A 26,486-nucleotide genomic window follows, 5' to 3' on the forward strand; every position below is an offset into this window, starting at 1 on the left:
CCTAGCTCGATTTCAGGTCCTTGAGGAACAGATAGGTCTTGAGCAGCCGGGAGGGCGTTTTGGATACAGCGAAATAAGGGATCTGCACGGCTCCATACTGGCGAAACGAGCGCTCAATCGGTTCGCTCATCGAGCCTTCGAAATCGAACTTGCAGGTCTTGTCGGCTACGAAGTCGATGATGGCCATGTTGAGCAGTGAGGCTGCTCCGTGGGTTCGGTAGTCCGGGTCAATGGTGCAGATCAGGCCATAGGCACTCATGGCGTCCCAGACAACAAAGAGTGCGGCGTGCAGGTTGCCGCTCTTGTCGTAGGCGCCGACAGTACGTGCCGAGTTGTTGGCGTAGCCGGCATCGTGAATTCGTTTGAACAGGTCTCGGGAGTAGGAGATCGTCGCCCCGCGCTTGGCGAGGGTCATCCGATGGTTTTCATAGAGTTCGTCGGCTGGGATATCGAAAACGACATCCACCAGCTTTTGGCTCTTCTTGATGTTGGCCCGCTTCGAGTTCTCGAACTCCGCATAGACCTTGCTCAGGTCGCTCAGGTCGTTCAGGACATAGGTATAGCGGGTGGTTTGCTTGAAGCCGTGCCAGTAGAAGGGCAGCCAGTTGGTCTGGCTGTAGTGCCAGTTCTGCGCGTAGTGGTCGAAGTGGGGAAGCTGGGCGATGAGGGCTTCCATCAAGTCTTTTTGCTGGCCGAGCTTCTTCGGCGGCCTGGCGTTGCTTTCGCGTATCCAGGGGCCGAGCGACTGGGTGAGCGGAGGCTGGGTCAGCATGCTGAAACCCATGCGTTTCTGGAGGACATAGGGCAGGGAGGCGATGATCTTTCCATTGCTTTCGACCAAGGCGACATCCCAGTTGTCCGCGCCGGCACTGGCATCTAGCCACCAGCCGCGACTGAATACCGGAATGGTTTTTTCCGTGGCCGAAAAATCCCTGTACAGCGCTTTCTTCGTGGTCGCTTTATCTGTCCCCGCCGGATCATCCCGATGCAGGCGCCAATTCTGTTCTTGAGAGGGGAGGTCCGGGACCTGATAGTTGAGTGGCTCAAGCATCTATCGCGCTTCCATCTTGGTGAGGATGTGGCCGTTCAGCACGTAACGTGCGCCGGTATGTGGGCACAAAACCTCGCCCTGGCCCTCGAGCGGCAGGTCGAGCTGCTCGCCGAACTCGCTCATCCAGCCGATCTGCCTGGCCGGCAGGCCCACCACCAGGGCGTAGGCCGGCACGTCCTTGTTGACCAGGGCGCCGGCGCCGACGAAGGCGTATTCGCCGATGGTCACCCCGCAGATGATGGTGCAGTTGGCGCCGAGGCTGGCGCCGCGCTTGACCAGGGTGTCGCGGTACTGGTCCTTGCGTTCGATCAGCGAGCGCGGGTTGTAGACGTTGGTGAAGACCATGCTCGGGCCGCAGAACACGCCCTCCTCGAGGGTGACGTTGTCGTACACCGAGACGTTGTTCTGCACCTTGCAGTGATCGCCGATCAGCACCCGGTTGCCGACGAAGACGTTCTGACCGAGGGATACGCCCTTGCCGATGCGGGCGCCGCCGCAGACATGCACGAAATGCCAGACGCGCGACCCTTCGCCGATCTGCGCGCCGTCGTCGACGATGGCGCTGGGGTGTTGGTAATGGTTCATGGGCAGACCCTCAAGTGGTTATTGAGCATCGGGTGGTAGTCGCCCTGTGGCCCCAGGGGCTTGGCGTTGCGGATGGCGGCCACGGTGGTGATGGCGGTGCGGTTGGCCTCGAGGCCGAAACCGCGCCCGGCGAGGATTTCCTCGTAGCTGCGCACGTGCAGATCGGTGAAGCCGCCGGAGAACTCGATTTCCTCGCCATCCACGGTGATGGAGCGGTAGGTGCGCTGACCGGCATCCAGCTGCGAGCGCGGGACGTCCTCCACGTCGACCGAGAGGAACCAGCGGACCCGGGCGTGCTCGTATTCGAGATAGCCGGCGGCCTTGGTGTTGGAGCAGAGGTGAACGCGGCTTTCCTGCAGTTCGCCGAAGATGAAGTGCAGCATGTCGAAGAAGTGCACGCCGATGTTGGTGGCGATGCCGCCGGACTTCTTGGTGTCGCCCTTCCACGAACGCAGGTACCAGTGGCCGCGTGCGGTGATGTAGCTCAGGTCGACCTCGTGCTTGGTCGTGCACTGCTTCTGCTGCATCTGCTCACGCAGGGCGATGATCGCCGGGTGCACGCGCAACTGCAGGATGGTGTTGACCTGGTGGCCGGTGTCCTTCTCGATCTCCTGCAGCGCGTCGATGTTCCACGGATTGAGCACCAGGGGTTTTTCGCAGATGGCATCGGCCCCGCTGCGCAGGGCAAAGCGCATGTGCGAGTCGTGCAGGTAGTTGGGCGAGCAGATGGAGACGTAGTCCACCTGGTTGCTGTGGTTGCAGCGGCGCAGCTTGTCGATGTGACGATCGAAGCGTTCGAATTCGGTGAAGAAGTCGGCTTCCGGGAAGTAGCTGTCGATGATGCCCACCGAGTCCTTGGGATCCAGCGCGGCAACCAGATTGTTGCCAGTGGCCTTGATGGCCTGCATGTGGCGGGGGGCGATGAAACCGGCGGCACCGATGAGCGCGAAGTTTTTCATGGGCGGGCTCTTCTGGTTGATTGTGATGGCTGGCTAGTGGCTGGCCATGCCCGGCGTGGGGGCATGGCGGGCAGGCTCGGTGGTGGTGTGGCGGGTCAGGCGTGACTGATGTACCAGGGCATGGCAGCAGCGATGCCGGCGTTGATGTCGTACTGCGGCGCATAGCCGAGCAGGCGCCGGGCTTTGCCGATGTCAGCCTGGGAATGGCGTACGTCGCCGACCCGGAAGTCTCGGTAGACCGGCTCCAGCGCGTAGTCCACACCGTGGCTGGCCAGGCTCTTGCGCAGCGCCGCGAACAGTTGGTTGAGGTCGGTGCGGCCGCTGACCGCGACGTTGTAGATCTGGTTGCGCGCGGCGGCGTCGCTGGTCGTGGCGGCGAGCAGATTGGCCTGCACGACATTCTCGACAAAGCAGAAGTCGCGGCTGGTTTCGCCGTCGCCGTTGATCGACACCCGCTCGCCCTTGATCATTGCCGCGGTCCATTTCGGGATCACTGCGGCGTAGGCGCCCTCCGGATCCTGGCGTTTGCCGAATACGTTGAAGTAGCGCAGACCGATGGTGGTGAAGCCGTAGTTACGGGCGAACACGTCGGCATACAGCTCGTTGACGTACTTGGTCACCGCGTAGGGAGAGAGCGGCTTGCCGATCAGGTCCTCGACCTTGGGCAGACCGGGATGGTCGCCGTAGGTGGAGCTGCTGGCGGCGTAGGTGAAGCTTTTCACCCGGGCATCGCGAGCGGCGACCAGCATGTTGAGAAAGCCGTCGATGTTGGCGCTGTTGGTGGTGATCGGGTCGTCGATCGAGCGTGGCACGGAGCCGAGGGCGGCCTGGTGGAGGACGTAATCCACGCCTTCGCAGGCTTGCCGACAGACGTCCAGAGCGCGGATGTCGCCCTGGATGAACTGGAAGCGTGCCCACTGCTCCGGGCTGACCAGGCTCTGCACCTCGTCGAGGTTGCGCCGGTGCCCGGTGGCGAAGTTGTCGAGGCCAACCACCTGCTGCCCGAGCTTGAGCAGGGTTTCCAGCAGGTTGGAACCGATGAAGCCGGCGACCCCGGTGACCAGCCAGGTTTTGGGGGACCGGGCGAGTTCGTGCTGCAGGGATGGGTAGCGAGTCATGGCGTTCGATTCTGCTCGTGCGGGAGCGGGTCGGTGGCGCTCGGCGATGGTGGTGGGGCCGACCTCGGCGCGCCGCCGCCGCTCGGGCTTACAGGCGAAGGTCGGATTCATCGGCGTTCAGCAGGTATTTGAGGTCGTAAAGCACATGCTCGGCCTTGCCGTACTTGCGGATGTTGGCGGCGCCCAGGCTGCGGAATTCGCCGTGGGCGACAGCAAGGATGATGCCGTCATAGGCCTCGATGGCCGGCTCGGCGATCGGCGTGATGCCATATTCGTGTCGGGCCTCCTCGATGCTCACCCAGGGGTCGTAGACGTCGGCGCTGATGTGGTATTCGCCCAGTTCGCGAATGATGTCGACCACTTTGGTGTTGCGCAGGTCCGGGCAGTTTTCCTTGAAGGCGAGACCGAGGACCAGCACGCGGGCGCCCTCGACGCAGATGCGTCGGGTGAGCATGGCCTTGATCAACTGCGACACCACATAGGCACCCATGCCGTCGTTGAGGCGGCGACCGGCGAGGATGATCTCGGGGTGGTAGCCGATGCTCTGCGCCTTGTGGGTCAGGTAGTAGGGGTCGACGCCGATGCAGTGGCCACCGACCAGGCCGGGGCGGAAGGGCAGGAAGTTCCACTTGGTGCCGGCGGCCTTGAGCACCTCTTCGGTGTCGATGCCCATCTTGTTGAAGATGATCGCCAGCTCGTTGATCAGGGCGATGTTGAGGTCGCGCTGGGTGTTCTCGATGACCTTGGCGGCCTCGGCGACCTTGATGCTGCTGGCCTTGTGGGTACCGGCGGTGATGACCTGGCCGTACAGGGCATCGACCAGTTCGGCGGCTTCCGGGGTGGAGCCGGAGGTGACCTTCTTGATGGTGGTGACGCGGTGTTCCTTGTCGCCGGGGTTGATCCGCTCGGGACTGTAGCCGGCGAAGAAGTCGACGTTGAAGCGCAGGCCGGATACCTGCTCGAGTACCGGCACGCAGACTTCCTCGGTGGCCCCCGGGTAGACGGTGGACTCGTAGATGACGACGTCGCCGTGCTTGAGCACCTTGCCGATGGTCTGCGAGGCCTTGATCAGCGGGGTGAGGTCGGGCTGCTTGTGCTCGTTGATCGGCGTCGGCACGGTGACGATGAACGTGTTGCAGGCGGCCAGGTCGTCGAGGCTGGCGCTGTAGGCCAGGCGGGTGGCTGCCCTCAGTTCGTCATTGCTGACTTCCAGGGTGGCGTCATGACCAGCCCGGAGCGCATCGATGCGCTCCGGGCTGATGTCGAAGCCCGTCACCGGGCGATGCTTGCTGAATTCGACGGCGAGCGGCAAACCGACGTAGCCGAGGCCGATGATGGCGAGTTTGATGTCGTCCGGCGTATGCATGGTGGTCGTCCAGATTGGGGCCTGTGGTGGGTCTGGGGCCATCCATGGTTCGCGTGTCTTGGTCGGGCGCCGTCCGTGCGCTCGGGGTATTCGGGTGGACAGTCGCGTGTGTGCGCTTCAGGAGAAATGCTCGCGGGCGATCTTCCAGGGGTTATCGATCACCAGGCGTTCGGCCTCGATATCGCCGACGATGCGTGCGGCGTGCTCCATGCCTTCGGCCAGCGCGGGCGGTCGATGCTGGACGTTGTGGGCATCGCTGGCGAGGATGGTCACCAGCCCGTACTCGAGCAGGGCATGGGCGATGAGCCGCGCCGGCTCGCCGAAGTGGCCGGCGACCGCGCCGGCGGTCACCTGCAGCAGGCAGCCCTGTTCGAGGAACGGCTTGAGCTTGCGCGGGCAGCGCATGACGCCCTTGTTGCGCTCGGGGTGGGCGATCATCGGCATCACATCATGCTGCAGCAGCCATTCGGTCAGGCGCTCGGCGCCGAAGGGCACCTCGCCGTGCGGCAATTCGAGCAGCAGCACCCGCTTGCCGTGCCATGTGCCCAGGAAAGGCAGGGTTTCCTGCTCGATACCGAGCATCAGCTCGCTGCCGTAGCGCACTTCGGCGGCTGCGGCGATCTGCAGTGGGATGCCCGTCTCCAGCAGGCCTGCCACCAGCTTTTCCCGGGCGGCCGCGATGCTGGCGATGGTGTTGTCGTAGCGGCCGGGATGGATGTGCGGGGTGCAGACCAGGTGGGTGATGCCTTGCTCGACGGCCATGCGCGCCAGTTGCAAGGCCGTGTCGAGGTCGGGTGCCCCGTCGTCGATGCCGGGCAGCAGGTGGTTGTGCAGGTCGATCATGGGCGGATCCTGACTCTTCAGGGCCCGGGTACCGGGCTAGGCTTGTGATCCTTGGGCAGCCTGTGGTTCCGCTTTCTGCGGTTTGGTGTAACCGTAGTAGTCGTAGTAGCCGCCGTAGTGGTAGCCGTGTTTCTGCGCTTTCTTGACGTCCACCTGGTTGAGCACCACGCCGGTGACCGGGGAGTTGGTCTGCAGCAGCTGGCCGACGCCCTTCTGGGCCAGGGGAATGGGCGTGGCCTCTGACTTGATCACGTAGATCTGCGCGTCGGCATGGGTGGCCAGGATGGTGGCATCGCTGACCGCCTGGATCGGCGGCGAGTCGATGATCACCCGGTCATAGCGGCTCTTGAGATGGTCGATGAGCTTGGCGAAGCGCTCGGAGGACAGCAGTTCCAGCGGGTTCGGTGGCACGGCGCCGGCGCATATCATGTCGATGCCCTCGATGCTCTTGATGCAGTCGTCGGTCTTCGCGGTGCCGGCGATGAGGTTGGCCAGGCCGGGAGTGCCCACCGGGAACTTGAAGTTCTTCGCCAGGGTTGGCCGCCGCAGGTCGGCGTCGATCAGCAGCACCCGCTCCATCTGACCGAAGGCATAGGCCAGGTTGGCGGCCACCGTGCTCTTGCCTTCACCGGGCAGAGAGGAGGTGACCACCAGGATGCGGTGCGGCCCGTTCATGCCGGACAGCACCAGGGCTGTGCGGATGGTGCGGATCGACTCGCTGAAGCTCTTGTCCTCGTCACTGGTAAACAGGTGGGCGATCTGGCTGCGCTGGCGGTTCTTGATCAGCGGCAGGATACCCAGCACCGGCAGGTTGAGCTTGTTCTCGACGTCCTGGGTGCTCTTGAAGGTGTTGTTGAGGATTTGCAGCAGCAGAGTGATGCCAACGCTGGACACCAAGGCGAGGATGCCGGACAGGCCGACGATCAGGCCTTTCATCGGCCGGATCGGTGCGCTGGGCAGCACCGCCGGATCGACCACGCGGGCGTTGGCGGATTCCAGATCGGCGGTGGCGGTGGTTTCCTTCAGGCGGGTCACGAAGGTTTCGTAGAGGATGCGGTTGGCTTCCACTTCACGCATCAGCTCGCGGACCTCGAACTCCTTGCGCGAGATCTTTTGAATCTGCGCCTTGTTGGACTCCACCGAGGCGCGCAGCGAGTTTTCGTTGGCCACGGCCAGTTGGTAGTTGCGCTCGATACCGGCGACGATCTGTTCGACCTGACCGCGCAGGCTGGCGGAGGCGGCACTGAGATCGGAGCGGGCAGCTTCCAGGGCGGGGTGGCGGGCACCATAGCGCTTGGACAGCTCGTCGACCTTGGCGCGAGCCCTGGCTTCGTCGGCCTTGAACTGCTGGATCAGCGGGTGACCGAGAACGGCCGGAATGGTGGCGAGCTTTTGCCAGCCGCCGCTGCGCATGGATTGCACCTGGCGGTACTGGCTCTGCGCTTCGGCGCGCTGGCGGCGGGCGTCGATCATGCGGTCGCTGGTGGCCGACAGTTCGGCGGCGCTGACGCTGGCCACGCCGCCGATATCCACCAGGTTTTCCTTCTCGCGAAAGGCCTGCAGGCGGTCCTCGGCCTCCTTCAGCTTGGTGCGCAGCTCGCCCATGCGGCTGTTCATCCAGGTCGTGGCCAGGATGGACATGTTCATGGAGGCTTCCAGCTGGGCTTCGATGAAGCCATTGGCCAGGGCATTGGCAGCCCGGGTCGCCAGTTCCGCGTCGGCCATGTCGACCTGAACCTTGACCAGCTGGCTCTTGCCCACGGGCTCGATGCTGATGCGCCCCATGAAGTCCAGGGTGACTGCGTCGAAAATCTGCGTTTCGCTCGGACCGGCGGCTGCCCCCTCAAGGTCTTCCGGCTGGGGGGCGGGGACGGCCTGGGCACTATTGAGGCTGCTCAGCAGGCCGCCGATGCCGATCAGCGACTCCTCTTGCTGGCGCGGGTCGAACTCGGGGTGGTTGGTCAGGTCCAGCGTGCGTACCACCCTTTCGGCCAGGGCACGGGACTTGAGCAGGGCGAACTGGGTTTCCAGATATTCGTTGCCGGTACCCTCGGCGCCATAGACCTGCTCGATGGAGACGACATTGGCCGTCTTCTTCTCGATCAACAGCGTGGTCGAGGCACGGTAGGTTGGGGTGATGGCGTAGGTGGCGAGGGCTGTCGCCAGCATGATGATCAGCATCAGCGTGAGGATGCTCCACTTTCGCCGCCAGATGGTCTGCCACATCTGCAGCATGTCTGGAGCGTCGCTCACAAGCCGCTGGGCTATCCAGGTACGATCTCTGGGCTGGGCGGGTTTGTCCATTTCGGGAAGCTCCCTGGTGAATGGATTAGAAGAATCCCTGGTCGATGGTGATGGTGTCGCCGGGCATCACGATGGTGTCGAGAGTTGCCGGCTCGGGAGTGCGCCCTGGGCTCTGGTCGCGGATGATGGTGATGCGCTTCTCCGAGGCGCGCTCGGTCAGGCCGCCGGCCAGGGCCACGGCGCGGCGCAGGGTCAGACCGGGTTGGAAGGGATAGCCGCCGGGTGTTTTCACTTCGCCACTGATGAAAAACTCGCGGTATTTCAGAATGCTGACCGAGACGCGCGGGTCGACCAGGTAGTCGCCCTTGAGACGTTCGGTGAGTATCTGTTCTATCTCGGCGGCGGTCCTCCCCTTGGCCCGCACGTCGCCGATGAAGGGATAGGAGAAGATCCCCGCATCGTTGAGGCGGACTTCTCCGAAGCTGAGGTCCGGCTCGCCGAATACGTTGATGTTTATGACATCGCCTGAGGCCAGCTTGTAGGTGGAGTTGTTCTCGGCCAGCACGCTGCCGCTGTTGGACAGGAGGATGGCCATGCTCAGGGCCAGAGGGATCAAGTAACGGGAGATCATGGCTCGGTCTCTCTTGGATGAGGTTGAGGCTTGAATCGGAGCGCTTCCTGCTCCTGAACTCTTGCCGCAACTGCTGGAGTTACAGGCCGGCACTGCTGGAGGTCTCGAGGCGGTGTGGCATGACGTAGCTGCAACCAACCTTGTCGAGACCGTCATCGCCGTTGCATTCGTCGCGGGGAGCGGGCGGCCAGCTTCACTGCCCGCCCTTCGTACTCATCAACGCTACGGTTGACCGGGTTAGCTTCGGCTGGCCTTGGGCGTGGCCGGGGTCGCCGGAGTTGCTGGGGTTGCCGGGGTGGCGGGAGTGCCTGGGGTGCCCGGGACAGCCGGAGTAGCCGGGGTTGCCGGCGTTGCCGGCGTGCCTTGTTTCGATTTGGTGGATTCCTTCTCGCTCTTGTCGTTGGCTGCGAGGAGGATGCTGCCTGCGGTCGTCAGGTCGCTCGGTGCGGCGCTGGCCGCAAGCGCCTGGGGAGCGATCAGCGCCAGTGCCAGGGATAGAGTGGTCAGGGTCTTGCGCATGTTGAACGTCCTCGCGTGCAAACCAGACAGTCTTCTGAAGGCTAGATCATCAATTCTCATGCGCCGCTGACGTGCTCGGTAACACGCGACAAGCGGTATCGGCAGGTATGCGGTTGTCAGTCCTGGGGGATGGCGGTAACGGTAGAGACCATCCTTCGGATAGGGGCGCTATGCCTTGTGCATCTGGTCGACTGCTAGTGTTTGTTGTTTGACAGAGTCATTCAGGCACGCTACCGCCCCAAGATTTTTCGTTGTTTCTTGAATACGAGAGTTCTTGAGAGTTAACGGCTTTCCCATCGGAAGTGGCGGATGGTGTGCCTATGGTCGAGAGTGTAGTGCGGCTTTCGGAGTCGTAAAGTCGACGATCCAGTGTTTTCATCTGACGCAGGTGTCTTTGTAGGGTCTGCTTTTTGACGCGCGGTGAGCTATTCTGCTTGGGAGGCATGGATATGTGAGGGGGAAGGGGATGAGGGCATCACTCGAGGGGCAATGAAGTCTGTCAGGACTTCCGGTCAGGCATGAGGGATGTGCTTTGAACGGGCGGGATAGTTGCGCCTGGTTGGCGGTTTTTTGTATTGAAAACCGGAACTTGGCTGATTTCGCGCGGGGATGGCTTGCGGCTCGATGCACGTGGATTCTGTGCTGAGTGGCTATTGCCAAGTTGTTGTGGAGTTTTTTGTCCGGCTGATGTTTGGTTTTGCGGTTTGTTGTTCAAGTTTGGTGTGATGGTTTTCTTGTCATACTTTTGGTTTGGTTTTTTCCATTATCGGTTTTAGGGCGGGATTTGTCGATCTCGGCGATTTGTTGTGGGTGAGTGTAATTTTTTTGTTGTTCGGTTTTTGTTTTTAAATGGTGGAATTTGTTTTTGAGTCGGCAGCTTTTGGTGGTGGAGGGAGAGTTTGTGAGTGTCAGTTCAACCTGTTGATTAGCTTGGGAAAAGCAGGCGCGCAGTGCGTGTCATGAATATATACAGCTTCTGTGTGGTGGTGTCGCGCAGGTCACCATGTACTCGCCAAGCTTCCAAAATGGAATGCTATATGCCTTGGCATATAGCATTCGTTCATTCGCCTGGGATTGATGCCGCCTCGGAGTTTGCGAGGATAAACCGCTACTGGATGGGTGAGGGGGTGTAGCGCGGAGTGCCGATCCGCATCACCGCCTCCCGCAGGAGTTGGATCTTCAGTGGTTTGGTCAGGTAGCAGGCGACATTGAGGTCGCTGACCATGGCCAGGTCTTCCGGTAGCGCCCCGGCGCTGATGACGATTACCGGCAGGTCGCTGGTGCGGGCGTGCTTGCGCAGGCTACGCAGCAGGCTGTCGCCTTGCAGGTCGGGCAGGTCGATGTCGAGCAGCAGCAGTTCCGGCGGGTTCTCGGTGAGCCAGTGCAGGGCCTCGAGGCCGTTGTCCATCACGTCGACATCGCCAATGTCCTCCAGGGCCTTTTGCACCAGGACCTGGCTGGCATGGTCGTCCTCCACATAGAGGATGCGCAGCGGCGGGGCACCATGGTTTTTTACCGGGGCGCCGGGGGGGACTTCCCGTTGCAGGGTCGGACTGAACGGCAGTTCGATCCAGAAGGTGCTGCCGATGCCCGGCTCGCTGCTGAAGCCGAGCTTGCCGTTCATCAGTTCGGCCAGCTCGCGGCTGAGTACCAGGCCGATGCCGGTGCCCTTGATCGTGCTGTTTTCGTGGCCAAGGCGCTGGAAGGGCTTGAACAGCAGGGCCTGTTTGTCTGCGCTGATACCGAAACCGGTGTCCTCGACGATCAGGCGCAGGCTGGTCGGGGTGGTCTTGTAGCTGAGCGAGATGTGGCCGTGCGGGCGGTTGTATTTCACTGCATTGCTCAGCAGGTTGAGCAGCGTCTGACGCAGCCGGCGCGGCTCGGCACGCACCAGCAGGCTGCCCTCGGGGAGATGAGCTTCCAGCTGCAGGTGCTGCTCCCGGGCCTGCGTGCGGATCAGTTCGAGGCACTCGCTCATGATCTGCCGGGCGTCCACGGTTTCCATGCTCACGCTGGTCTTCTGCGCTTCGATGTGGGCCAGGTCGAGGATGTCGTCGACCAGCATGCACAGGTGGTTGCTGGCGCCGAGGATTTCGCCGGCGTACTGGCCGAGGCTGGTCTCTTCCGGGCGGTCGAGCAGCTCCAGCTGGATCATCTGGGCAAAGCCCTGCACGGCATTGAGCGGGGTGCGCAGCTCGTGGCTCATGCTCGACAGGAAACGGGTCTTGGCGACGTTGGCGGCCTGGGCCTGCTGGCTGGCCTGGCGGAGGGCTTCCTGGGTGGCCTTGAGGGCGTCGATGTCGACGTGGGTGCCTGCCAGGCGCTGGATATGGCCGTCGGCATCGGCGGTGACCACCCGGCCTCGACTGAGCAACCAGTGGTAGATGCCGCGGTTGTCGCTGAAGCGGTATTCGATGGTGTAGTCGTCGCTTGGGCGCTGCTCGGGGTGTTCGTGGCAGATGACGACGTCTTCCAGGTCGTCGGGGTGGACCAGGGCGTAGAAGCCGTCCAGCGGCAGGTCCGGCCCGCTCAGGCCGAAACGCTCGATGAAGCGGCCTTCGATATGCACGCTGCGCTGGACGAGGTCGATTTCCCAGAGGCTTTCGGTGGTGGAGTCGAGCACCAGTTCCAGCTGGTTCTGCGCCTGCTGGCGAGTGGTTTCGCTGTGGGCCAGTTGCTTGCCCATGGTGGCGGCGGCGGTCGCCATCTGGTCGAGTTCGGCGATGTCCGATTGCGCACGGGTGGGATTCCAGTGGCCCTGGCCGATCTGCGCCATCATGCCGGTGACGCCGTCCATCGGCTGCTGCAGCTGGTGGCTGAGCTGGCGCGAGCGCAGCCACATGGCGGCGAAGAACAGCAGGTAGAACAGGACCATGCCGGCGATCAGCAGGTAGCCGATCTGCTGGTAGCGGGCGGCGAGGGCGTTGGTCTTGCTGAAGATTTCCGCCTCGTCGACCACGGTGATGAGTTTCCAGCCGGTTTCCGGGATGGTCGCCCAGGCGGCCAGTTTCGGTTTGCCGTCGAGGTTGAGGGCCTCGATGCCGGTCTGGCTGCGACTGATGGCCTGGGCCAGGCGGGAGCTGTCCTGGCGCTTGGCCAGGTTGAAGTCGGCGGGCTTGAAGATTTCCTGACGGATGGCTTCGTCGTAGGAATGCTCGGTCAGCTCGGCGAGGGCGAAATCCTGCTCGCCCTGCGGCGGCAGGGCCATGATGTTCAGCTCGCCGCTGACCAGCATGGCGTAGCCGTTCCAGCTCACCTGCAGTGCGGCGATTTCCTTGAGAATGGAGTCGACGGTGATGTCGAGGCCGGCGACGCCTTCGAGGAAGTCGCCACGGTAGACCGGTGCCAGCGCGGACATCATCCAGCCGTGGCCGGCCGGGTCGACGTAGATGTCGGTCCAGACCACCTTGCGTTGCGGATTGTGGCGGGCGTCGGCCAAGTAGTAGAAGTTGTAGTCGGGGATGACCATGTCGTGCGGGTACTGGTCCGGGGTGAAGAACCACGGATAGATCCGGTTGTAGCTGTCCCAGGTGTTGAAGTAGAGCGAGGCGATCAGCTTGTTGGAGGCCTGCAGGCTTTTCATCAGCGGATCGAGCTGGGCCAGGCGCAGGACGCGATCGAGGTCCTGCTGCTCCGTCGGGGTGCTGTTGGCGTAGAAGGAAGCGGCGCGGCCATCGTCCGTCTTGGTGTAGAGCACGCCATCCGGGGTGCGGGTGTGGCGCTGGCGCTCTAGCTCGTCGACCAAATAATCCTTGCGCAGCAGGACGCTGCCGACCTGCTCGCGGTAGAGATCGGTGAGCTTGCCGATGGTGGCCAGGCGCTCGCTGACCAGCTGGGCTTCCTGCTGGGCGGCGGTTTGCAGATCGCTGAGGGCGGTTTCGCGCAGGTGATCGATCTGCGCTTCGCGGATCGAGCTGTTGGTCAGCAGGTAGGCGGCGATCAGCACGGTCTCGACCAGCACCAGCGGGATCAGCGCGCTTTGTACGAATGCGCGCCACATCCAGCCGCGGAGGGAGGTTTTCGGGTGTTCCTGCATACCTTGGGGTCTCGAGCGCTCTAGGATGGGGGCTGCGCAGGCAAGAAAAGCGGTTTTTCTATTGGTGGCATACCACCTTATGAGGCGCGGCGGCTGCCTTTGTGCGCTGATGATAATTCAAAGTTCCGGTTTTGTGACGCAATTTGCATAACGTGCTGCCATCATATTGCTTCTGGTGAGGTCTTTCTGTTGGCCATGGATGGGGTTGCTGGGCCTGATGCGCTGTTTTTCGCTTGCCGGGTTGTAACTTGGGCGCGAGTCGCTACAATGGCCCCGCTCGCTGCAAGGCGGGTACGTTATGGTGGCCCTGTCGGTCCCTCCGCAACGATTAGCCGTTAACCTGGTCAGGCCCGGAAGGGAGCAGCCACAGCGGTGACATCGTGTGCCGGAGTGTGGCTGGCGGGGCCATCTCCATTTCTGCCCCGGGAAAACTCGCCCGGGGTGGCCCGCCCCAGCGCGGCAGCCCGCAGCAAGCCTCCAAGTGGCGTGTCTGCGTGCAAGATGCAGGTCGCAGGTTCGCCAGTGATCCAGGTCCCTCGCCCCGAGGCCGGGTGCAATTTATCCCGCGCTTCGCTAGCATGACGCCCCACGCTTAACAGTCGCAGCGAACAGATTCGATGAGTTATCAGGTTCTTGCCCGCAAGTGGCGTCCGCGCTCGTTCCGTGAAATGGTCGGCCAGACCCATGTGCTCAAGGCCCTGATCAACGCGCTCGACAACCAGCGCCTGCACCACGCCTACCTGTTCACCGGCACCCGCGGGGTGGGCAAGACCACCATTGCGCGGATCCTGGCCAAGTGCCTGAACTGCGAACAGGGGGTCAGCTCGACGCCCTGTGGGCAGTGCTCGGTGTGCCGGGAGATCGACGAGGGGCGCTTCGTCGATCTGATCGAGGTGGACGCGGCGAGCCGCACCAAGGTCGAGGACACCCGCGAACTGCTCGACAACGTGCAGTACGCACCGAGCCGCGGGCGCTACAAGGTCTACCTGATCGACGAAGTGCACATGCTCTCCACGCACTCGTTCAACGCCCTGCTGAAGACCCTCGAAGAGCCGCCGCCGCACGTCAAGTTCCTGCTTGCCACCACCGACCCGCAGAAGCTGCCGGTCACCATCCTTTCGCGCTGCCTGCAGTTCTCCCTGAAGAACATGCCGCCGGAGCGGGTGGTCGAGCACCTGACCCATGTACTGACCGTCGAACAGATCCCCTTCGAGGTGGATGCGCTGTGGCTGCTGGGGCGCGCCGCCGACGGCTCGATGCGCGATGCGATGAGTCTGACCGATCAGGCGATTGCCTTCGGCGAGGGCAAGGTGCTGGCCGCCGATGTGCGCTCGATGCTCGGTACTCTCGACCATGGCCAGGTCTACGGCGTGCTGCAGGCGTTGCTGGAGGGCGACGCGCGCGCGCTGCTCGAGGCCGTGCGACATCTGGCCGAGCAGGGGCCGGACTGGGCCGGGGTGCTGGCCGAAATACTCAATGTGCTGCACCGGGTGGCGATCGCCCAGGTGCTGCCGGATGCGGTGGACAACGGCCAGGGCGATCGCGATCGGGTGCTGGCGCTGGCCGCCGCCCTGCCGGGCGAAGACGTGCAGTTCTATTACCAGATGGGCCTGATTGGCCGGCGCGACCTGCCGCTGGCGCCGGATCCGCGTAGCGGCTTCGAGATGGTGCTGCTGCGCATGCTGGCCTTCCGCCCGGCGGATGCCGCCAGGGCGCCGGATACGCCGCTAAAGACCACGGGGATCAGTCAGGCCACGACTGACTCCCCGGCGGCGCCGGTGGCCGGGCCTGCGCTCGAAAGGACCGTGGCGCCTGCTGCCAGCGAGCCTCCTGCCCCGGTTGCGCGACCTGTCGAGCCGCCCGCGCGCGCGGCTGCGCCGGTCGCTCCGCTCGAGCCGGTGGATGTGCCCTGGGATACCGCTGCGCCAGCGCCGAGTCCGGCGCCCGGCGAGGAAGTGGCTCGTGCCCGAGCTGCCGAACCCGCAGCGCAGACGGTGGCCGCCGAGCGTGCAGCGGTCGTCAGCGCTAGCGCCCCGCGCCCCTCGCCAGCGGCGGCCGAAGCTGCGGATGACGCGGTCGATGACGGCGACGACTACGACGCGATCGACGTGGATGCCTATGCCTATCTGGAAAGCATGCAGCCCGTCGACGAAGACGAGTACGCCGCATCGGCCGCCGCGCCTGTCGAGGTGCCGCAGCCTGCCGCCACGCCGGCCACGGGCCTGGCCGCCGAATGGCTGGAACTGTTTCCCAAGCTCGGCCTGGCCGGCATGACCGCCAGCATCGCGGCCAACTGCACGCTGGTGGCAGTGGACGGCGACCGCTGGCATCTGCACCTGGACCCCGGGCAGAGTGCGCTGTTCAACGCCAGTCAGCAGCGCCGCCTGAGCGATGCGCTGAGCAGCTATCATGGACGTTCATTGACCCTGCAGATCGATATCGTCCGGCCCGAGCAGGAAACCCCGGCCCAGGCCGCTGCCCGCCAGCGCGCCGAGCGGCAGCGCCAGGCCGAGGCATCGATTCATGCCGATCCGCTGGTTCGGCAGATGATGGACCAATTCGCCGCGGTGATCCGCGACGGCACTATCGTACCCCTGGAAAATTGAGGTGATCCCATGATGAAAGGTGGCATGGCCGGGCTGATGAAGCAGGCCCAGCAGATGCAGGAAAAAATGCAGAAGATGCAGGAAGAGCTGGCCAACGCCGAGGTGACCGGTCAGTCCGGTGCCGGCCTGGTGAGCGTGGTGATGACCGGTCGCCATGACGTCAAGCGCGTCTCCCTGGATGACAGCCTGATGCAGGAAGACAAGGAGATCCTCGAGGATCTGATCGCCGCGGCGGTGAACGACGCCGTGCGCAAGATCGAGCAGAACAATCAGGACAAGATGGCCGGCATGACCGCCGGCATGCAGCTGCCCCCGGGCTTCAAGATGCCGTTCTGATTGGGCTCTTGATCTCTGGCGCACCAGCGCCTGCATTCGCTCCAAGGTCGCGTTTCCTGCAGGTGTGCAGTCGCTCTTGTAGGAGGCCCGACCCGGGGCGAAGCTCTTGGGCGTCTCGGGTTTTTCTCGATGCGTCGCATATCCTCCGTTTCGATGTCTGTAGTTGGTCATTCCCCATGAGCTTCAGTCCCCTGATTCGCCAGTTGATCGACGCCCTGCGCATTCTGCCCGGAGTGGGGCAGAAGACCGCCCAGCGCATGGCACTGCAGTTGCTCGAGCGCGACCGCAGTGGTGGCCTGCGCCTGGCGCAGGCGCTGACCCGGGCCATGGAGGGGGTCGGTTACTGCCGGCAGTGCCGTACCTTGAGTGAAGACGGGCTGTGCCCGCAGTGCAGCGATCCGCGTCGCGACGATGCGCTGCTGTGCGTGGTCGAGGGGCCGATGGATGTGTTTGCCGTCGAGCAGACCGGTTATCGCGGCCGCTATTTCGTGCTCAAGGGACATCTGTCGCCGCTGGATGGCCTGGGGCCGGAGGCCATCGGCATTCCGGAGCTGGAGGAGCGCATCGCGCGGGGTACGTTCGCGGAAGTGATCCTGGCCACCAATCCGACGGTGGAGGGCGAGGCGACCGCCCATTACATCGCCCAGATGCTGGCGCCGCGCGGTCTCACCGTGTCGCGCATCGCCCATGGCGTGCCGCTGGGCGGCGAGTTGGAGATGGTGGACGGCGGCACCCTGGCCCATGCGATGGCCGGGCGCCGGCCGATCGGGCTCTGAGGGGCGCGCCCCGACGGAGTTCTGCGGTTGCCGATGGCAGAAGCAAAAACGCCCGCGTCAGCATGCTGACGCGGGCGTTCTGTTTTGGAGCGGGGGAGGTCAGCCTTCCAGGCGGCCACCAGCCAGGCTGCACAGCTCGACGGAGTCGAGAATCTGCACTTCCTTGCCTTCGGCCTGCAGCAGACCGTTCTGCTGGAAGCGGGTGAACACCCGTGACACGGTTTCCACCGCGAGCCCCAGGTAGTTGCCGATCTCGCTGCGCGACATGGCCAGGCGGAACTGGTTGGCCGAGTAGCCGCGGGCGCGGAAGCGGGCGGAAAGGTTGACCAGGAAGGTGGCGATGCGTTCGTCGGCGGTCTTCTTGGAGAGCAGGAGCATCATCTGCTGATCGTCGCGGATCTCGCGGCTCATCATGCGCATCAGCTGGCGACGCAGTTGCGGCAGCTGAACCGACAGCTCGTCGAGCTTCTCGAAGGGGATCTCGCACAGCGAGGTGGTTTCCAGCGCCTGGGCGGAAACCGGATAGGCCTCGGCGTCCATGCCGGACATGCCGACCAGTTCGCTGGGCAGGTGGAAGCCGGTGATCTGCTCTTCGCCGCCATCGGTGACGCTGAAGGTCTTCAGCGCGCCGGTGCGCACGGCGAACAGCGAGGTGAAGCCATCACCCTGGCGGAACAGGAACTCACCCTTCTTCAGCGGCCGGCCACGCTTGACGATATTGTCCAGCGCATCCATGTCCTCCAGGTTCAGGGACAGCGGCAGGCACAGGGGGGCGAGGCTGCATTCCTTGCAGTGTGCTTGCGGCAGGTTGCGCGCCTTGATGGTGTCTTGGCCGGCAGTCATGGTGGGATCCTTACCTACACAACGGAATTGTGCGCAAGGGTACCCCAGCCCGCCGGGCGCTGCCAGTGCGTGACCGCGACCATTTGGCTCAGATGACCCGCGAGAAGCGCTGGGTGCTCTGCATCGGCAGGTAGCTGTCGAACAGCATGCACACCGAACGTACCAGCAGGCGACCGGCGGCCGTGATGTCTATGCTCTGGGCGTCGAGGCGGATCAGGCCATCGCTGGCGGCGCTCTCCAGGGTGGGCCAGATGTCGTTGAAGTAACCGCGGAAATCGATGTTGAACTGCTGCTCGATGGCGGTGAAGTCGAGCTTGAAATGGCAGATCAGCTGCTGGATCACCGCCCGGCGGATGCGGTCGTCGTTGTTGCAGTGCAGGCCGCGGCGGGTGGCGAGCTGGCCGTTGTCCAGGGTGCTCTGGTAGTCGTTGATGTCGCTGCTGTTCTGGCAGTACAGGTCGCCGACCTGGCTGATCGAGGAGACGCCCAGGCCAATCAGGTCGCAGTGGCCGTGGGTGGTGTAGCCTTGGAAGTTGCGCTGCAGGCTGCCTTCCTCCTGGGCGATGGCCAGTTCGTCGTCGGGCAGGGCGAAGTGGTCCATGCCGATGTAGCGGTAGCCGGCGCGGGTCAGCTGCTCGATGGTGCGCTGGAGCATTTCCAGCTTGGCGCCGGGGCTGGGCAGGTCCTCGGCGTTGATCCGCCGCTGCGGCGGGAAGCGCTCGGGCAGGTGGGCGTAGTTGAACACCGAAAGGCGGTCGGGCTGCAGGGCGATCACTTCGGCGACGGTTTTCGCGAAGGACTCCGGGGTCTGCAGCGGCAGGCCATAGATCAGGTCGATGTTGACCGAGCGGAACTGCAGGGTGCGCGCGGCCTCGAGGATGGCGCGGGTTTCCTCGAGAGTCTGCAGGCGGTTGACCGCCCGCTGCACGGCCGGGTCGAAGTCCTGCACGCCGAGGCTGACGCGGTTGAAGCCTATGTCGCGCAGCAGGCCCATGGTGGCCCAGTCGGCCTCGCGCGGGTCGATCTCGATGCTGTAGTCGCCGCTGTCGTCGTCGAGCAGGTTGAAGTGCTGGCGCAGGCCGGCCATCAGCTGGCGCAGCTCGTCGTGGCTGAGGAAGGTCGGCGTGCCGCCGCCGAAGTGCAGCTGCTCGACCACCTGCTCGGGATCGAGATGGCGGCCGACCAGTTCCATCTCGCGGAGCAGGCGCTGCAGGTAGGGCGCGCTGCGTCCGCGGTCCTTGGTGATGACCTTGTTGCAGGCGCAGTAGTAGCAGATGTGCGCGCAGAACGGCAGGTGCACGTACAGCGACAGGGCGCGCTTGGCCTGGGCGCTGGCGCGCAAGGCGTGCAGCAGGTCGAAGGAGCCGATGCCGTCGTGGAATTGCACGGCGGTGGGATAGGAGGTGTAGCGTGGCCCGGCCAGATCGTAGCGGCGGATCAGGTCGGTATCCCAGCGGATGGCGTCGAGCATGCGGTTGTCCCGGATTATCAGACTTGCGTTGCAGTCTAGAGTCCGGGCGCCGGAGGGGTGTTGATTTGCATCAACCGCTTCAGTGTGCGGGTTGTGCGCTGGCGTGACCGCCGTGGCCCATCAGCCAGGCCTGGTGGGGGCCGGGCAGGGTCCACAGGCCGAACAGGATGACCAGCAGGCCGCCGGCGATGCGCACGCCACGCTGGCGCAGCAGGGCTGTCAGGCGCTCGGCGGCCAGGCCGGTGGCGAGCAGCACCGGTAGGGTGCCGAGGCCGAAGGCCAGCATCAGCAGCGCGCTGTCCACGGCATCGCCCTGGCTGGCCGCCCACAGCAGGGTGCTGTAGACCAGGCCGCAGGGCAGCCAGCCCCACAGGGCGCCGAGCAGCAGGGCGCGCCGGGGATTGCGCACCGGCAGCAGGCCGCGGGCCAGCGGCTCGATGCGTCGCCAGAGCACCCGGCCGAGGCCTTCGATGCGGGTCAGGCCGCTCCACCAGCCGGCCAGGTACAGGCCCATGGCGACCAGCAGCAGGCCGGCGATGACCCGCAGCACGGTGGCCGCCGGGCCGCTGGCCACGGCCCAGCCTGCGGCGCCGACCAGCAGGCCGGCGCAGGTGTAGGAGGCGATGCGGCCGAGGTTGTAGGCCAGCAGCAGCTGCAGGCGACGCTGGCGCTGCTCGGCGGGAATCGCCAGGGTCAGCGCGCCCATCAGGCCGCCGCACATGCCTATGCAGTGGCCGCCGCCGAGCAGGCCGAGAATCAGTGCCGAGGCCAGCAGGGGCAGCAGGTCAGCCACGCGGCGGTTCCCGGTCGGTGGGTGCGGCGCTGTCGCCGGCCGGTTTGCCGGCGCTGGCCTCGTCGATGCCGGCCTGGTGCTTGGGGTCCTCGTCGTCGAACAGGATGCTGTGGGCCGGGCCGTCGAGGTCGTCATACTGGCCGCTGTCCACGGCCCAGAAGAACACCCAGATGGCCAGGCCGACCAGCACCACGGCAACCGGGATCAGCAGGTAGAGGGCGGACATCGCAAGGCTCCGGGTCAGGTGCGGCTGGGAAGGGCGGGCGGCAGCTCGGGCGCGTGCCCGGCAGCGCTCGCGGGACTGCTGTCGGTCACGCTGCTGAGGCGCAGGGCGTTGACCACCACCACCAGCGAGCTGAGCGACATGCCGATGGCTGCCCAGCCGGGGGTGATCCAGCCGATGGCGGCGAACGGCAGCACCAGGCCATTGTACAGGCCGGCCCAGGTCAGGTTTTCGACGATGATGCGGCGGGTGCGTTTGGCCACGTCGAGCGCCTGCACCAGGCTGTCGAGGCGGTTGGACAACAGCACCGCGTCGGCGCTGGTCTTGGCCAGGTCGGTGGCGCTGCCCATGGCCACGCTGATGTCGGCGCCGGCGAGCACCGGGACGTCGTTGACGCCGTCGCCGAGCATCAGCACGCGCCGCCCCTGTTCATGCAGCTGGTGCAGCACGGCCAGCTTGGCGTCCGGGGTCAGGCCGCCGCGGGCGTCGGCGATGCCCAGTTCGGCGGCCACGCTGGCCACCATCGGCGAGCTGTCGCCGGACAGCAGCAGTACCTGCCAGCCGCGCTGGTGGGCGGCGTCGACCAGTCGCCGGGCGTCGCTGCGCAGACGGTCATCGAGGCGGAACCAGGCCAGCGGCCCATGCTCGTCGCCGAGCAGCAGCCACTGGCCGGGCTCCTGGGGCATGCTCGGTGCCGGCTGGCCACCGAGCTGGCTGACGAAGGCGGGCTCGCCGATGCGCAGGCGGCGTCCGCCGACTTCACCCTGCAGCCCTTTGCCGGGCTCGCTGTGGACGGCTGCGGCGGCCTGCGGGGCGCGGCCGAAGGCGCGGGCGATCGGGTGTTCCGAACGGCTTTCCAGGGCGGCGGCCAGGCTCAGGCAGGCCTGGCTATCCAGGGCGCCGAGCACGCGCACCTCGCGCAGGGTCAGGCGTCCTTCGGTGAGGGTGCCGGTCTTGTCGACGATCAGGGTGTCGATCTGGGTGAGGCTTTCCAGCACATGGCCGCGGGTGACCAACAGGCCGAGCTTGTGCAGGCTGCCGGTGGCGGTGGTCAGTGCTGTGGGGGTGGCCAGCGACAGGGCGCAGGGGCAGGTGGCGACCAGCAGGGCGAGGACGATCCAGAACGCCCGCTCGCTGTCGAGCTGCCACCAGACCAGGCCGATCACCGCCGCGGTGAGCAGCACGACCACCAGGAACCACTGCGCCACGCGGTCGGCCAGCTGGGCCAGGCGCGGCTTGTCGGCCTGGGCGCGCTCGAGCAGGCGGACGATGGCGGACAGGCGGGTATCGTCGCCGAGCGCCTCGACCTGCACGGTCAGCGGGCCTTCGATGTTCAGGGTGCCGGCGGTGACGTGCTGGCCGGCACTGCGCGGCTGCGGCATGTATTCGCCGGTGAGCAGCGATTCGTCGATGCTCGACTGGCCGGCGAGGATCTGGGCGTCGGCGGGCACCACCGCGCCGGGCGGCACCAGTACCTGGTCGCCGAGCTGCAGCTCGTTGAGCAGGATGCGCTCGCTATGGCCTTGGGCATCCAGGCGCAGGCAGGAGGCCGGCAGCAGGTTGACCAGCTGCGCGGTGACCTGGGCGGTGCGTTCGCGGGCGCGGCGCTCCAGGTAGCGGCCAGCGAGCAGGAACAGGGCGAACATGCCCACGGCGTCGAAATACAGCTCGCCCTGGCCGGTGACGGTCGACCACAGGCCGGCGGCATAGGCACCGCCGATGGCCAGCGACACCGAGACGTCCATGGTCAGGTGACGGGTGCGCAGGTCGCGCAGGGCGCCGCGGAAGAACTGGCCGCAGCAGTAGAAGACGATGGGGGTGGTGAGGAACAGGCTGGTCCAGCGCAGGATGGCATCGAAGCTGGCGCTGAGGTCGAGGTTGAATTCCGGCCAGGTGGCCATGGTCGCCATCATCACCTGCATCCACAGCAGGCCGGCCACGCCGAGCTGGCGCATGGCCAGGCGGTTTTCCCGGTGCATCTGCTCGGCGGCGGCATCGGCCTGGTAGGGGTGGGCGGCATAGCCGATCCGGCGCAGCTCGGCGAGCAGCTGGCTGAGCGGCAGGCGGCTGTCGTCCCAGCTGATCTGCAGACGATGGTTGGACAGGTTGAGGCTGGCCTCGCTGACGCCGGGAAGCTTCTTCAGGTGGTGCTCGATCAGCCAGCCGCAGGCGGCGCAGCTGATGCCCTCGATCAGCAGGCAGGTTTGCGCCTGCTCGCCGGCATGGCTGACCAGCCCCTGCTGCACGTCCTCGCGGTCGTACAGCGCCAGCTCGTCGCTCAGGGCCTTGGGCAGGGCTTCGGGGTTGGCGGCGGTTTCGCTGCGGTGCCGATAGTAGCCTTCCAGGCCGCCGGCGACGATGGCCTCGGCCACCGCCTGGCAGCCGGGGCAGCACATGGCGCGGGCTTCGCCGAGCACTTGGGCGTGATACGGGCTGCCGTCGGGAACCGGCAGCCCGCAGTGGTAGCAGGGCAGGGGCGTGGCCATGACGCAGGTCAGGGCAGCAGCTGCACGGGGCGGCGGTCTTCGAGAGTGATCTCGTGGTACAGACGCCAGTCCTCGCCGCCTTCCTGGCCGAGCAGTTCGACGAAGCGACGCCCGCTGACCGCATCTTGCATCTGACCGTGGTACAGCCCGGCTTCGCCGGCGACCGGCTGGAGCACGACGCGGCGGTCACGCTCCGGCTGGGTCGGCGAGATCAGGTTGAGCACCAGCTGCGCCGGCTGGCTGATGCCGGCCAGGCGCAGTTCGGCGAGGCCGGTGTGCTCGTCGAGGGTGAGGGTGGCCTGCATGCCCAGACGCTCGGCCAGCTCTTCACGCTTGAGCGAGGTGTTGATGCCCTTGCCGACGTCGTAGTAGTTGTCGGCGACCAGAGTGTCGGCGGTCTTGATCGACACCACCAGCAGCGTGGTCCCGAGGACCACGCTGAAGGCCAGGATGCCGATGACGAACCAGGCCCAGAACTGCTTGTACCAGCGGGTGGTGATCTCGGGCTGTTGCATGCGCACTCTCTGTCAGCGGACGCTCGGGCCGATGAAGCGGCTTTCGGCGTCGAAGGTTTTGCCGGGAATGTCGGCGGCCTGAATTGTAAAGAGAATCTCGTTGGTACTGGAAGGCAGTTTGTCAGGGTCGATGGACAGTTCTACCGGTACCGCGAGGATTTCGCCGGCCACGGCCTTGACCTCGCGCCGCCCTTCGAAGACCAGACCGTCGAGGCCGGAAACGGCGATGGTGTAGACGTGGTCGCGCTGATCCTTGTTCATGATCTTCAGCGTGTAGACGTTCTCGATGCGACCTTCCTCGTTCTCGCGGTAGAGCACGCGGTCCTTGATCACGTCGAGCTCGGCCAGCGGGCGCAGGTACAGCGCGGTGGCGAAGGCGCCCATCATGACCAGCAGGGCGATGGCGTAGCCGATCAGGCGCGGACGCAGCAGGTGGGTCTTCTGGCCGCTGAGGTTGTGCTCGGTGGTATAGCTGATCAGCCCCTTGGGATAGTTCATCTTCTCCATGATGCTGTCGCAGGCGTCGACGCAGGCCGCGCAGCCGATGCAGGCGATCTGCAGGCCGTTACGGATGTCGATGCCGGTGGGGCAGACATGCACGCACATCTTGCAGTCGATGCAGTCGCCGAGGCCCAGGGCCTTGTAGTCGGCATCCTTCTTGCGCGGGCCGCGCCGCTCGCCGCGGTTCGGGTCGTAGGAGACGATCAGGGTGTCCTTGTCGAACATCACGCTCTGGAAGCGGGCGTAGGGGCACATGTGGATGCACACCTGCTCGCGCAGCCAGCCGGCGTTGCCGTAGGTGGCGAGGGTGAGGAAACCAACCCAGAACAGGGCCCAGCCCTCGATGTTGAGGGTGACCAGATCGACCGTCAGCTGGCGAATCGGCGTGAAGTAGCCGACGAAGGTCAGGGCGGTGAACAGGGCGACGCCCAGCCAGATGGCGTGCTTGGCGGTCTTGCGCAGGAACTTCTCGGCGCTCATCGGCAGCTTGTCGAGCTTCATGCGCTGGTTGCGGTCACCCTCGGTGACCTTCTCCGCCCACATGTACACCCAGGTCCACACGCTCTGTGGGCAGGTGTAGCCGCACCAGACGCGGCCGGCGAACACGGTGATGAAGAACAGGCCGAAGGCGCAGATGATCAGCAGCCAGGACAACAGCATGAAGTCCTGGGGCCAGAAAGTGGCACCGAAGATGTAGAACTTGCGCTCCGGCAGGTTCCACCAGACCGCCTGACGGTCGCCCCAGTTGAGCCACGCGGTGCCGAAGAACATCAGGAACAGGAAGGCGCCGCTGATCATGCGGACGTTGCGGAACAGTCCGGTGAAGGCCTTGGTGTAGATCTGCTCGCGCTTGGCGTAGAGATCGACGCTTTCGCCTTTCTTGACAGGGGAGGGAGGGGTTACATCCTGAACGGGAATCTTGTCGCTCATCGGTCTCTACCATGGCTGGAGGAGGTGCCCCGGCCGGTACATCGCCGACCGGGATCAATTCACCTTTTCCGCAATGCTACGCCTAATGGCGGACTGCTGCATGCGACGGGTGGTCGCGCAATACCACGTGGAGTATCTGGCCGGCACCGGTTTGGTCGTTGCATGTGCGGCACAAATGAAAACGCCGCTTTCCGGTGACCGGAAAGCGGCGTTTCTGTCCGCAGGGTGACTTACTGCTGCGGAGCCTTCTGCGACAGGCTGTACACGTAGGCCGCCAGCAGGTGGACCTTGTCGTTGCCGAGCAGGTCCTTCTGCGCCGGCATCACGCCGTTACGGCCGTGACGCAGGGTCTGCTGGACCTGGGCGAAGCTCGAGCCGTACAGCCAGATGCGGTCGGTCAGATTCGGTGCGCCCATGGCCTGCACGCCCTTGCCTTCCGGACCGTGGCAGACGGCGCAGTTGGTGGCGAAGGTCTTCTGGCCGGCAGCGAGATCGATGCCTTCCGGGTTCTTCAGGCCCGACAGGCTGCGCACGTAGCCGGCGACGTCCTTGATGCCTTCCTCGCCGAGAATGTCCTTCCAGGCCGGCATGGCGGCCTGACGGCCATTCATGATGGTGGTCTTGATGGTGTCGGCTTCGCCACCATACAGCCAGTCATGGTCGGTCAGGTTCGGGAAGCCGTAGGCACCCTTGGCGTCGGAACCGTGGCAGACGGAGCAGTTGGAGGCGAACAGGCGCGCCCCCATTTTCAGGGCCTGCTCGTCCTTGGCCACTTCGGCCACCGGCATGGCGGCGAACTTGGCGTACAGCGGGCCGTACTGCTCGTCCGCGCGGGCCATTTCCTTCTTCCACTGGTTGACGCCGGTCCAGCCATCCTCGTAACCCGGCAGGACGCCTTTCCAGTTGCCCAGGCCCGGGTAGAGCACCAGGTAGCCGAGGGCGAAGATCACGGTGCCGACGAACAGCATGAACCACCACTTGGGCAGCGGGTTGTCATACTCCTGAATGCCGTCGAAGGTGTGTCCCATCGTCTGGTCGGTGGTGTCCGGACGCTGGCCCTTGCGGGTCGCGAACAGCAGCCAGGTCAGCGCCACTATGGTGCCGAGGCTGAGTACGGTGACGTACCAATTCCAAAAACTGGTCATTCGTGCTTACTCCTGGAAGCTTCTTCTTCACGCTTTTCGGACTTGGGCTCATCGGCGAAGGGCAGGTTGGCCGCTTCGTCAAAGCTCTTCTTGGACCGACCGAATACCCAGATCAGCAGGACCACGAAGGCGATGAATATGATGGCTGTACCCAGTCCACGCAGAGTCCCGATATCCATGGCGCGTTACCGTGTGTTCTTGATGCTGGTGCCGAGGACCTGCAGGTACGCGACCAGCGCGTCCATTTCGGTCTTGCCCTTGACCGCGTCGCGGGCGCCGGCAATGTCTTCCTCGGTGTAGGGAACGCCCAGAGTACGCAGCGCGCTCATCTTGTTGGCGGTGTCCTTGCCGTCCAGCTTGTGCTCCACCAGCCAGGGGTAGGAGGGCATCTTCGACTCGGGCACCACGTTGCGCGGGTTGTACAGGTGGGCGCGGTGCCAGTCGTCGGAGTAGCGGCCGCCAACGCGGGCCAGGTCCGGACCGGTACGCTTGGAGCCCCACAGGAACGG

At 64.8% G+C, this 26,486-nt stretch carries 23 protein-coding genes and 1 other RNA gene; 4 read left to right on the plus strand and 20 right to left on the minus strand.

The genetic code is table 11. From position 1 onward, the window contains the following. Window position 1: 1 nt before the first annotated feature. The 10 genes from BM297_RS18980 to BM297_RS19025 form a co-directional block, all read right to left on the minus strand. Window positions 2–1,051 (minus strand): GNAT family N-acetyltransferase, encoded by a 1,050-nt coding sequence (locus BM297_RS18980; protein WP_092434665.1) that lies wholly within the window; start codon window positions 1,049–1,051, stop codon window positions 2–4. Further along, entirely contained in the window at window positions 1,052–1,636 is a 585-nt protein-coding gene (gene wbpD, locus BM297_RS18985; protein WP_092434668.1) for a UDP-2-acetamido-3-amino-2,3-dideoxy-D-glucuronate N-acetyltransferase, read from the minus strand. After that, complete coding sequence (locus tag BM297_RS18990) at window positions 1,633–2,595, minus strand: Gfo/Idh/MocA family oxidoreductase (protein WP_092434671.1); 963 nt, start codon at window positions 2,593–2,595, stop codon at window positions 1,633–1,635. The genes wbpD and BM297_RS18990 overlap by 4 nt, the downstream gene beginning before the upstream one ends. 95 nt (window positions 2,596–2,690) lie before the next feature. Beyond that, entirely contained in the window at window positions 2,691–3,713 is a 1,023-nt protein-coding gene (locus tag BM297_RS18995) for an NAD-dependent epimerase/dehydratase family protein (RefSeq protein WP_092434674.1), read from the minus strand. Between the two features lie 88 nt (window positions 3,714–3,801). After that, window positions 3,802–5,079 carry a Vi polysaccharide biosynthesis UDP-N-acetylglucosamine C-6 dehydrogenase TviB gene (gene tviB, locus BM297_RS19000; protein ID WP_092434677.1) on the minus strand — a complete coding sequence of 426 codons (1,278 nt, stop codon included), beginning with the start codon at window positions 5,077–5,079 and terminating at the stop codon, window positions 3,802–3,804. Between the two features lie 117 nt (window positions 5,080–5,196). Next, window positions 5,197–5,922, minus strand: a complete 726-nt coding sequence (locus BM297_RS19005; RefSeq protein ID WP_092434680.1) for a tyrosine-protein phosphatase — start codon at window positions 5,920–5,922, stop codon at window positions 5,197–5,199. Between the two features lie 36 nt (window positions 5,923–5,958). Continuing rightward, window positions 5,959–8,175, minus strand: a complete 2,217-nt coding sequence (locus BM297_RS19010) for a GumC family protein (protein WP_245768298.1) — start codon at window positions 8,173–8,175, stop codon at window positions 5,959–5,961. A 76-nt stretch (window positions 8,176–8,251) separates the two neighbouring features. Further along, entirely contained in the window at window positions 8,252–8,761 is a 510-nt protein-coding gene (locus BM297_RS19015; RefSeq protein ID WP_217648289.1) for a polysaccharide biosynthesis/export family protein, read from the minus strand. Window positions 8,762–9,034: 273 nt separating this feature from the next. After that, the gene (locus BM297_RS21905) at window positions 9,035–9,316 is read right to left on the minus strand and encodes a hypothetical protein (protein ID WP_092434690.1); all 282 of its coding nucleotides are present in this window, start codon (window positions 9,314–9,316) and stop codon (window positions 9,035–9,037) included. Between the two features lie 1,108 nt (window positions 9,317–10,424). After that, complete coding sequence (locus tag BM297_RS19025) at window positions 10,425–13,352, minus strand: hybrid sensor histidine kinase/response regulator (RefSeq protein ID WP_092434693.1); 2,928 nt, start codon at window positions 13,350–13,352, stop codon at window positions 10,425–10,427. 308 nt (window positions 13,353–13,660) lie between these two features. Here BM297_RS19025 and ffs point away from each other — a divergent pair. The 4 genes from ffs (at window position 13,661) to recR (ending at window position 17,070) form a co-directional block, all read left to right on the plus strand. Further along, an RNA gene (ffs, locus tag BM297_RS19030) (signal recognition particle sRNA small type) lies at window positions 13,661–13,757 on the plus strand. 212 nt (window positions 13,758–13,969) lie between these two features. Beyond that, a complete protein-coding gene (gene dnaX / locus BM297_RS19035) occupies window positions 13,970–15,958 on the plus strand; it encodes a DNA polymerase III subunit gamma/tau (protein ID WP_092434696.1) in 1,989 nt (662 codons plus the stop codon). A 9-nt stretch (window positions 15,959–15,967) separates the two neighbouring features. Further along, window positions 15,968–16,294, plus strand: a complete 327-nt coding sequence (locus BM297_RS19040; RefSeq protein ID WP_090310254.1) for a YbaB/EbfC family nucleoid-associated protein — start codon at window positions 15,968–15,970, stop codon at window positions 16,292–16,294. A gap of 176 nt (window positions 16,295–16,470) precedes the next feature. Further along, a complete protein-coding gene (gene recR / locus BM297_RS19045; RefSeq protein WP_092434699.1) occupies window positions 16,471–17,070 on the plus strand; it encodes a recombination mediator RecR in 600 nt (199 codons plus the stop codon). Between the two features lie 99 nt (window positions 17,071–17,169). Here recR and fnr read toward each other — a convergent pair whose 3' ends face one another. The 10 genes from fnr to BM297_RS19095 form a co-directional block, all read right to left on the minus strand. Continuing rightward, entirely contained in the window at window positions 17,170–17,913 is a 744-nt protein-coding gene (fnr, locus tag BM297_RS19050; protein ID WP_092434702.1) for a fumarate/nitrate reduction transcriptional regulator Fnr, read from the minus strand. Window positions 17,914–18,001: 88 nt separating this feature from the next. Beyond that, on the minus strand, window positions 18,002–19,384 hold the full coding sequence (gene hemN / locus BM297_RS19055; RefSeq protein WP_092434705.1) for an oxygen-independent coproporphyrinogen III oxidase: 1,383 nt from the start codon (window positions 19,382–19,384) through the stop codon (window positions 18,002–18,004). 79 nt (window positions 19,385–19,463) lie between these two features. After that, window positions 19,464–20,177, minus strand: coding sequence for a sulfite exporter TauE/SafE family protein (locus BM297_RS19060; RefSeq protein WP_092434708.1), 714 nt, complete (start codon window positions 20,175–20,177; stop codon window positions 19,464–19,466). After that, the gene (gene ccoS, locus BM297_RS19065) at window positions 20,170–20,403 is read right to left on the minus strand and encodes a cbb3-type cytochrome oxidase assembly protein CcoS (protein ID WP_092434711.1); all 234 of its coding nucleotides are present in this window, start codon (window positions 20,401–20,403) and stop codon (window positions 20,170–20,172) included. The genes BM297_RS19060 and ccoS overlap by 8 nt, the downstream gene beginning before the upstream one ends. A 14-nt stretch (window positions 20,404–20,417) precedes the next feature. Further along, entirely contained in the window at window positions 20,418–22,886 is a 2,469-nt protein-coding gene (locus tag BM297_RS19070) for a heavy metal translocating P-type ATPase (RefSeq protein ID WP_092434714.1), read from the minus strand. An 8-nt stretch (window positions 22,887–22,894) separates the two neighbouring features. Next, window positions 22,895–23,401: a FixH family protein gene (locus BM297_RS19075; protein ID WP_092434717.1), complete on the minus strand. Its 507-nt coding sequence runs from the start codon at window positions 23,399–23,401 to the stop codon at window positions 22,895–22,897. A 12-nt stretch (window positions 23,402–23,413) separates the two neighbouring features. Beyond that, the gene (gene ccoG / locus BM297_RS19080) at window positions 23,414–24,832 is read right to left on the minus strand and encodes a cytochrome c oxidase accessory protein CcoG (protein ID WP_092434720.1); all 1,419 of its coding nucleotides are present in this window, start codon (window positions 24,830–24,832) and stop codon (window positions 23,414–23,416) included. A gap of 230 nt (window positions 24,833–25,062) precedes the next feature. Further along, window positions 25,063–25,977, minus strand: a complete 915-nt coding sequence (gene ccoP / locus BM297_RS19085) for a cytochrome-c oxidase, cbb3-type subunit III (protein ID WP_092434723.1) — start codon at window positions 25,975–25,977, stop codon at window positions 25,063–25,065. Beyond that, window positions 25,974–26,156 (minus strand): cbb3-type cytochrome oxidase subunit 3, encoded by a 183-nt coding sequence (locus BM297_RS19090; RefSeq protein ID WP_092434726.1) that lies wholly within the window; start codon window positions 26,154–26,156, stop codon window positions 25,974–25,976. Before BM297_RS19090 ends, ccoP begins: the two co-directional genes overlap by 4 nt. 6 nt (window positions 26,157–26,162) lie before the next feature. Next, a partial coding sequence (locus BM297_RS19095; protein WP_175526689.1) for a cbb3-type cytochrome c oxidase subunit II occupies window positions 26,163–26,486 on the minus strand: 324 nt, incomplete at its 5' end.

Origin of the sequence: Geopseudomonas sagittaria, assembly GCF_900115715.1 — a bacterium.
GTDB classification, from domain to species: domain Bacteria; phylum Pseudomonadota; class Gammaproteobacteria; order Pseudomonadales; family Pseudomonadaceae; genus Geopseudomonas; species Geopseudomonas sagittaria.

Excerpts from the sequence above, each read along its gene's own strand:
- dnaX (WP_092434696.1), top strand. The coding sequence starts at position 13,970 with ATGAGTTATCAGGTTCTTGCCCGCAAGTGGCGTCCGCGCTCGTTCCGT.
- BM297_RS19075 (WP_092434717.1), bottom strand. The coding sequence starts at position 23,401 with ATGCAACAGCCCGAGATCACCACCCGCTGGTACAAGCAGTTCTGGGCC.
- wbpD (WP_092434668.1), bottom strand. The coding sequence starts at position 1,636 with ATGAACCATTACCAACACCCCAGCGCCATCGTCGACGACGGCGCGCAG.
- BM297_RS21905 (WP_092434690.1), bottom strand. The coding sequence starts at position 9,316 with ATGCGCAAGACCCTGACCACTCTATCCCTGGCACTGGCGCTGATCGCT.
- recR (WP_092434699.1), top strand. The coding sequence starts at position 16,471 with ATGAGCTTCAGTCCCCTGATTCGCCAGTTGATCGACGCCCTGCGCATT.
- hemN (WP_092434705.1), bottom strand. The coding sequence starts at position 19,384 with ATGCTCGACGCCATCCGCTGGGATACCGACCTGATCCGCCGCTACGAT.
- ccoG (WP_092434720.1), bottom strand. The coding sequence starts at position 24,832 with ATGAGCGACAAGATTCCCGTTCAGGATGTAACCCCTCCCTCCCCTGTC.
- BM297_RS19015 (WP_217648289.1), bottom strand. The coding sequence starts at position 8,761 with ATGGCCATCCTCCTGTCCAACAGCGGCAGCGTGCTGGCCGAGAACAAC.
- BM297_RS19090 (WP_092434726.1), bottom strand. The coding sequence starts at position 26,156 with ATGGATATCGGGACTCTGCGTGGACTGGGTACAGCCATCATATTCATC.
- BM297_RS18995 (WP_092434674.1), bottom strand. The coding sequence starts at position 3,713 with ATGACTCGCTACCCATCCCTGCAGCACGAACTCGCCCGGTCCCCCAAA.
- BM297_RS18980 (WP_092434665.1), bottom strand. The coding sequence starts at position 1,051 with ATGCTTGAGCCACTCAACTATCAGGTCCCGGACCTCCCCTCTCAAGAA.
- fnr (WP_092434702.1), bottom strand. The coding sequence starts at position 17,913 with ATGACTGCCGGCCAAGACACCATCAAGGCGCGCAACCTGCCGCAAGCA.
- BM297_RS19070 (WP_092434714.1), bottom strand. The coding sequence starts at position 22,886 with ATGGCCACGCCCCTGCCCTGCTACCACTGCGGGCTGCCGGTTCCCGAC.
- ccoS (WP_092434711.1), bottom strand. The coding sequence starts at position 20,403 with ATGTCCGCCCTCTACCTGCTGATCCCGGTTGCCGTGGTGCTGGTCGGC.
- tviB (WP_092434677.1), bottom strand. The coding sequence starts at position 5,079 with ATGCATACGCCGGACGACATCAAACTCGCCATCATCGGCCTCGGCTAC.
- BM297_RS19040 (WP_090310254.1), top strand. The coding sequence starts at position 15,968 with ATGATGAAAGGTGGCATGGCCGGGCTGATGAAGCAGGCCCAGCAGATG.
- BM297_RS19005 (WP_092434680.1), bottom strand. The coding sequence starts at position 5,922 with ATGATCGACCTGCACAACCACCTGCTGCCCGGCATCGACGACGGGGCA.
- BM297_RS19025 (WP_092434693.1), bottom strand. The coding sequence starts at position 13,352 with ATGCAGGAACACCCGAAAACCTCCCTCCGCGGCTGGATGTGGCGCGCA.
- BM297_RS18990 (WP_092434671.1), bottom strand. The coding sequence starts at position 2,595 with ATGAAAAACTTCGCGCTCATCGGTGCCGCCGGTTTCATCGCCCCCCGC.
- ccoP (WP_092434723.1), bottom strand. The coding sequence starts at position 25,977 with ATGACCAGTTTTTGGAATTGGTACGTCACCGTACTCAGCCTCGGCACC.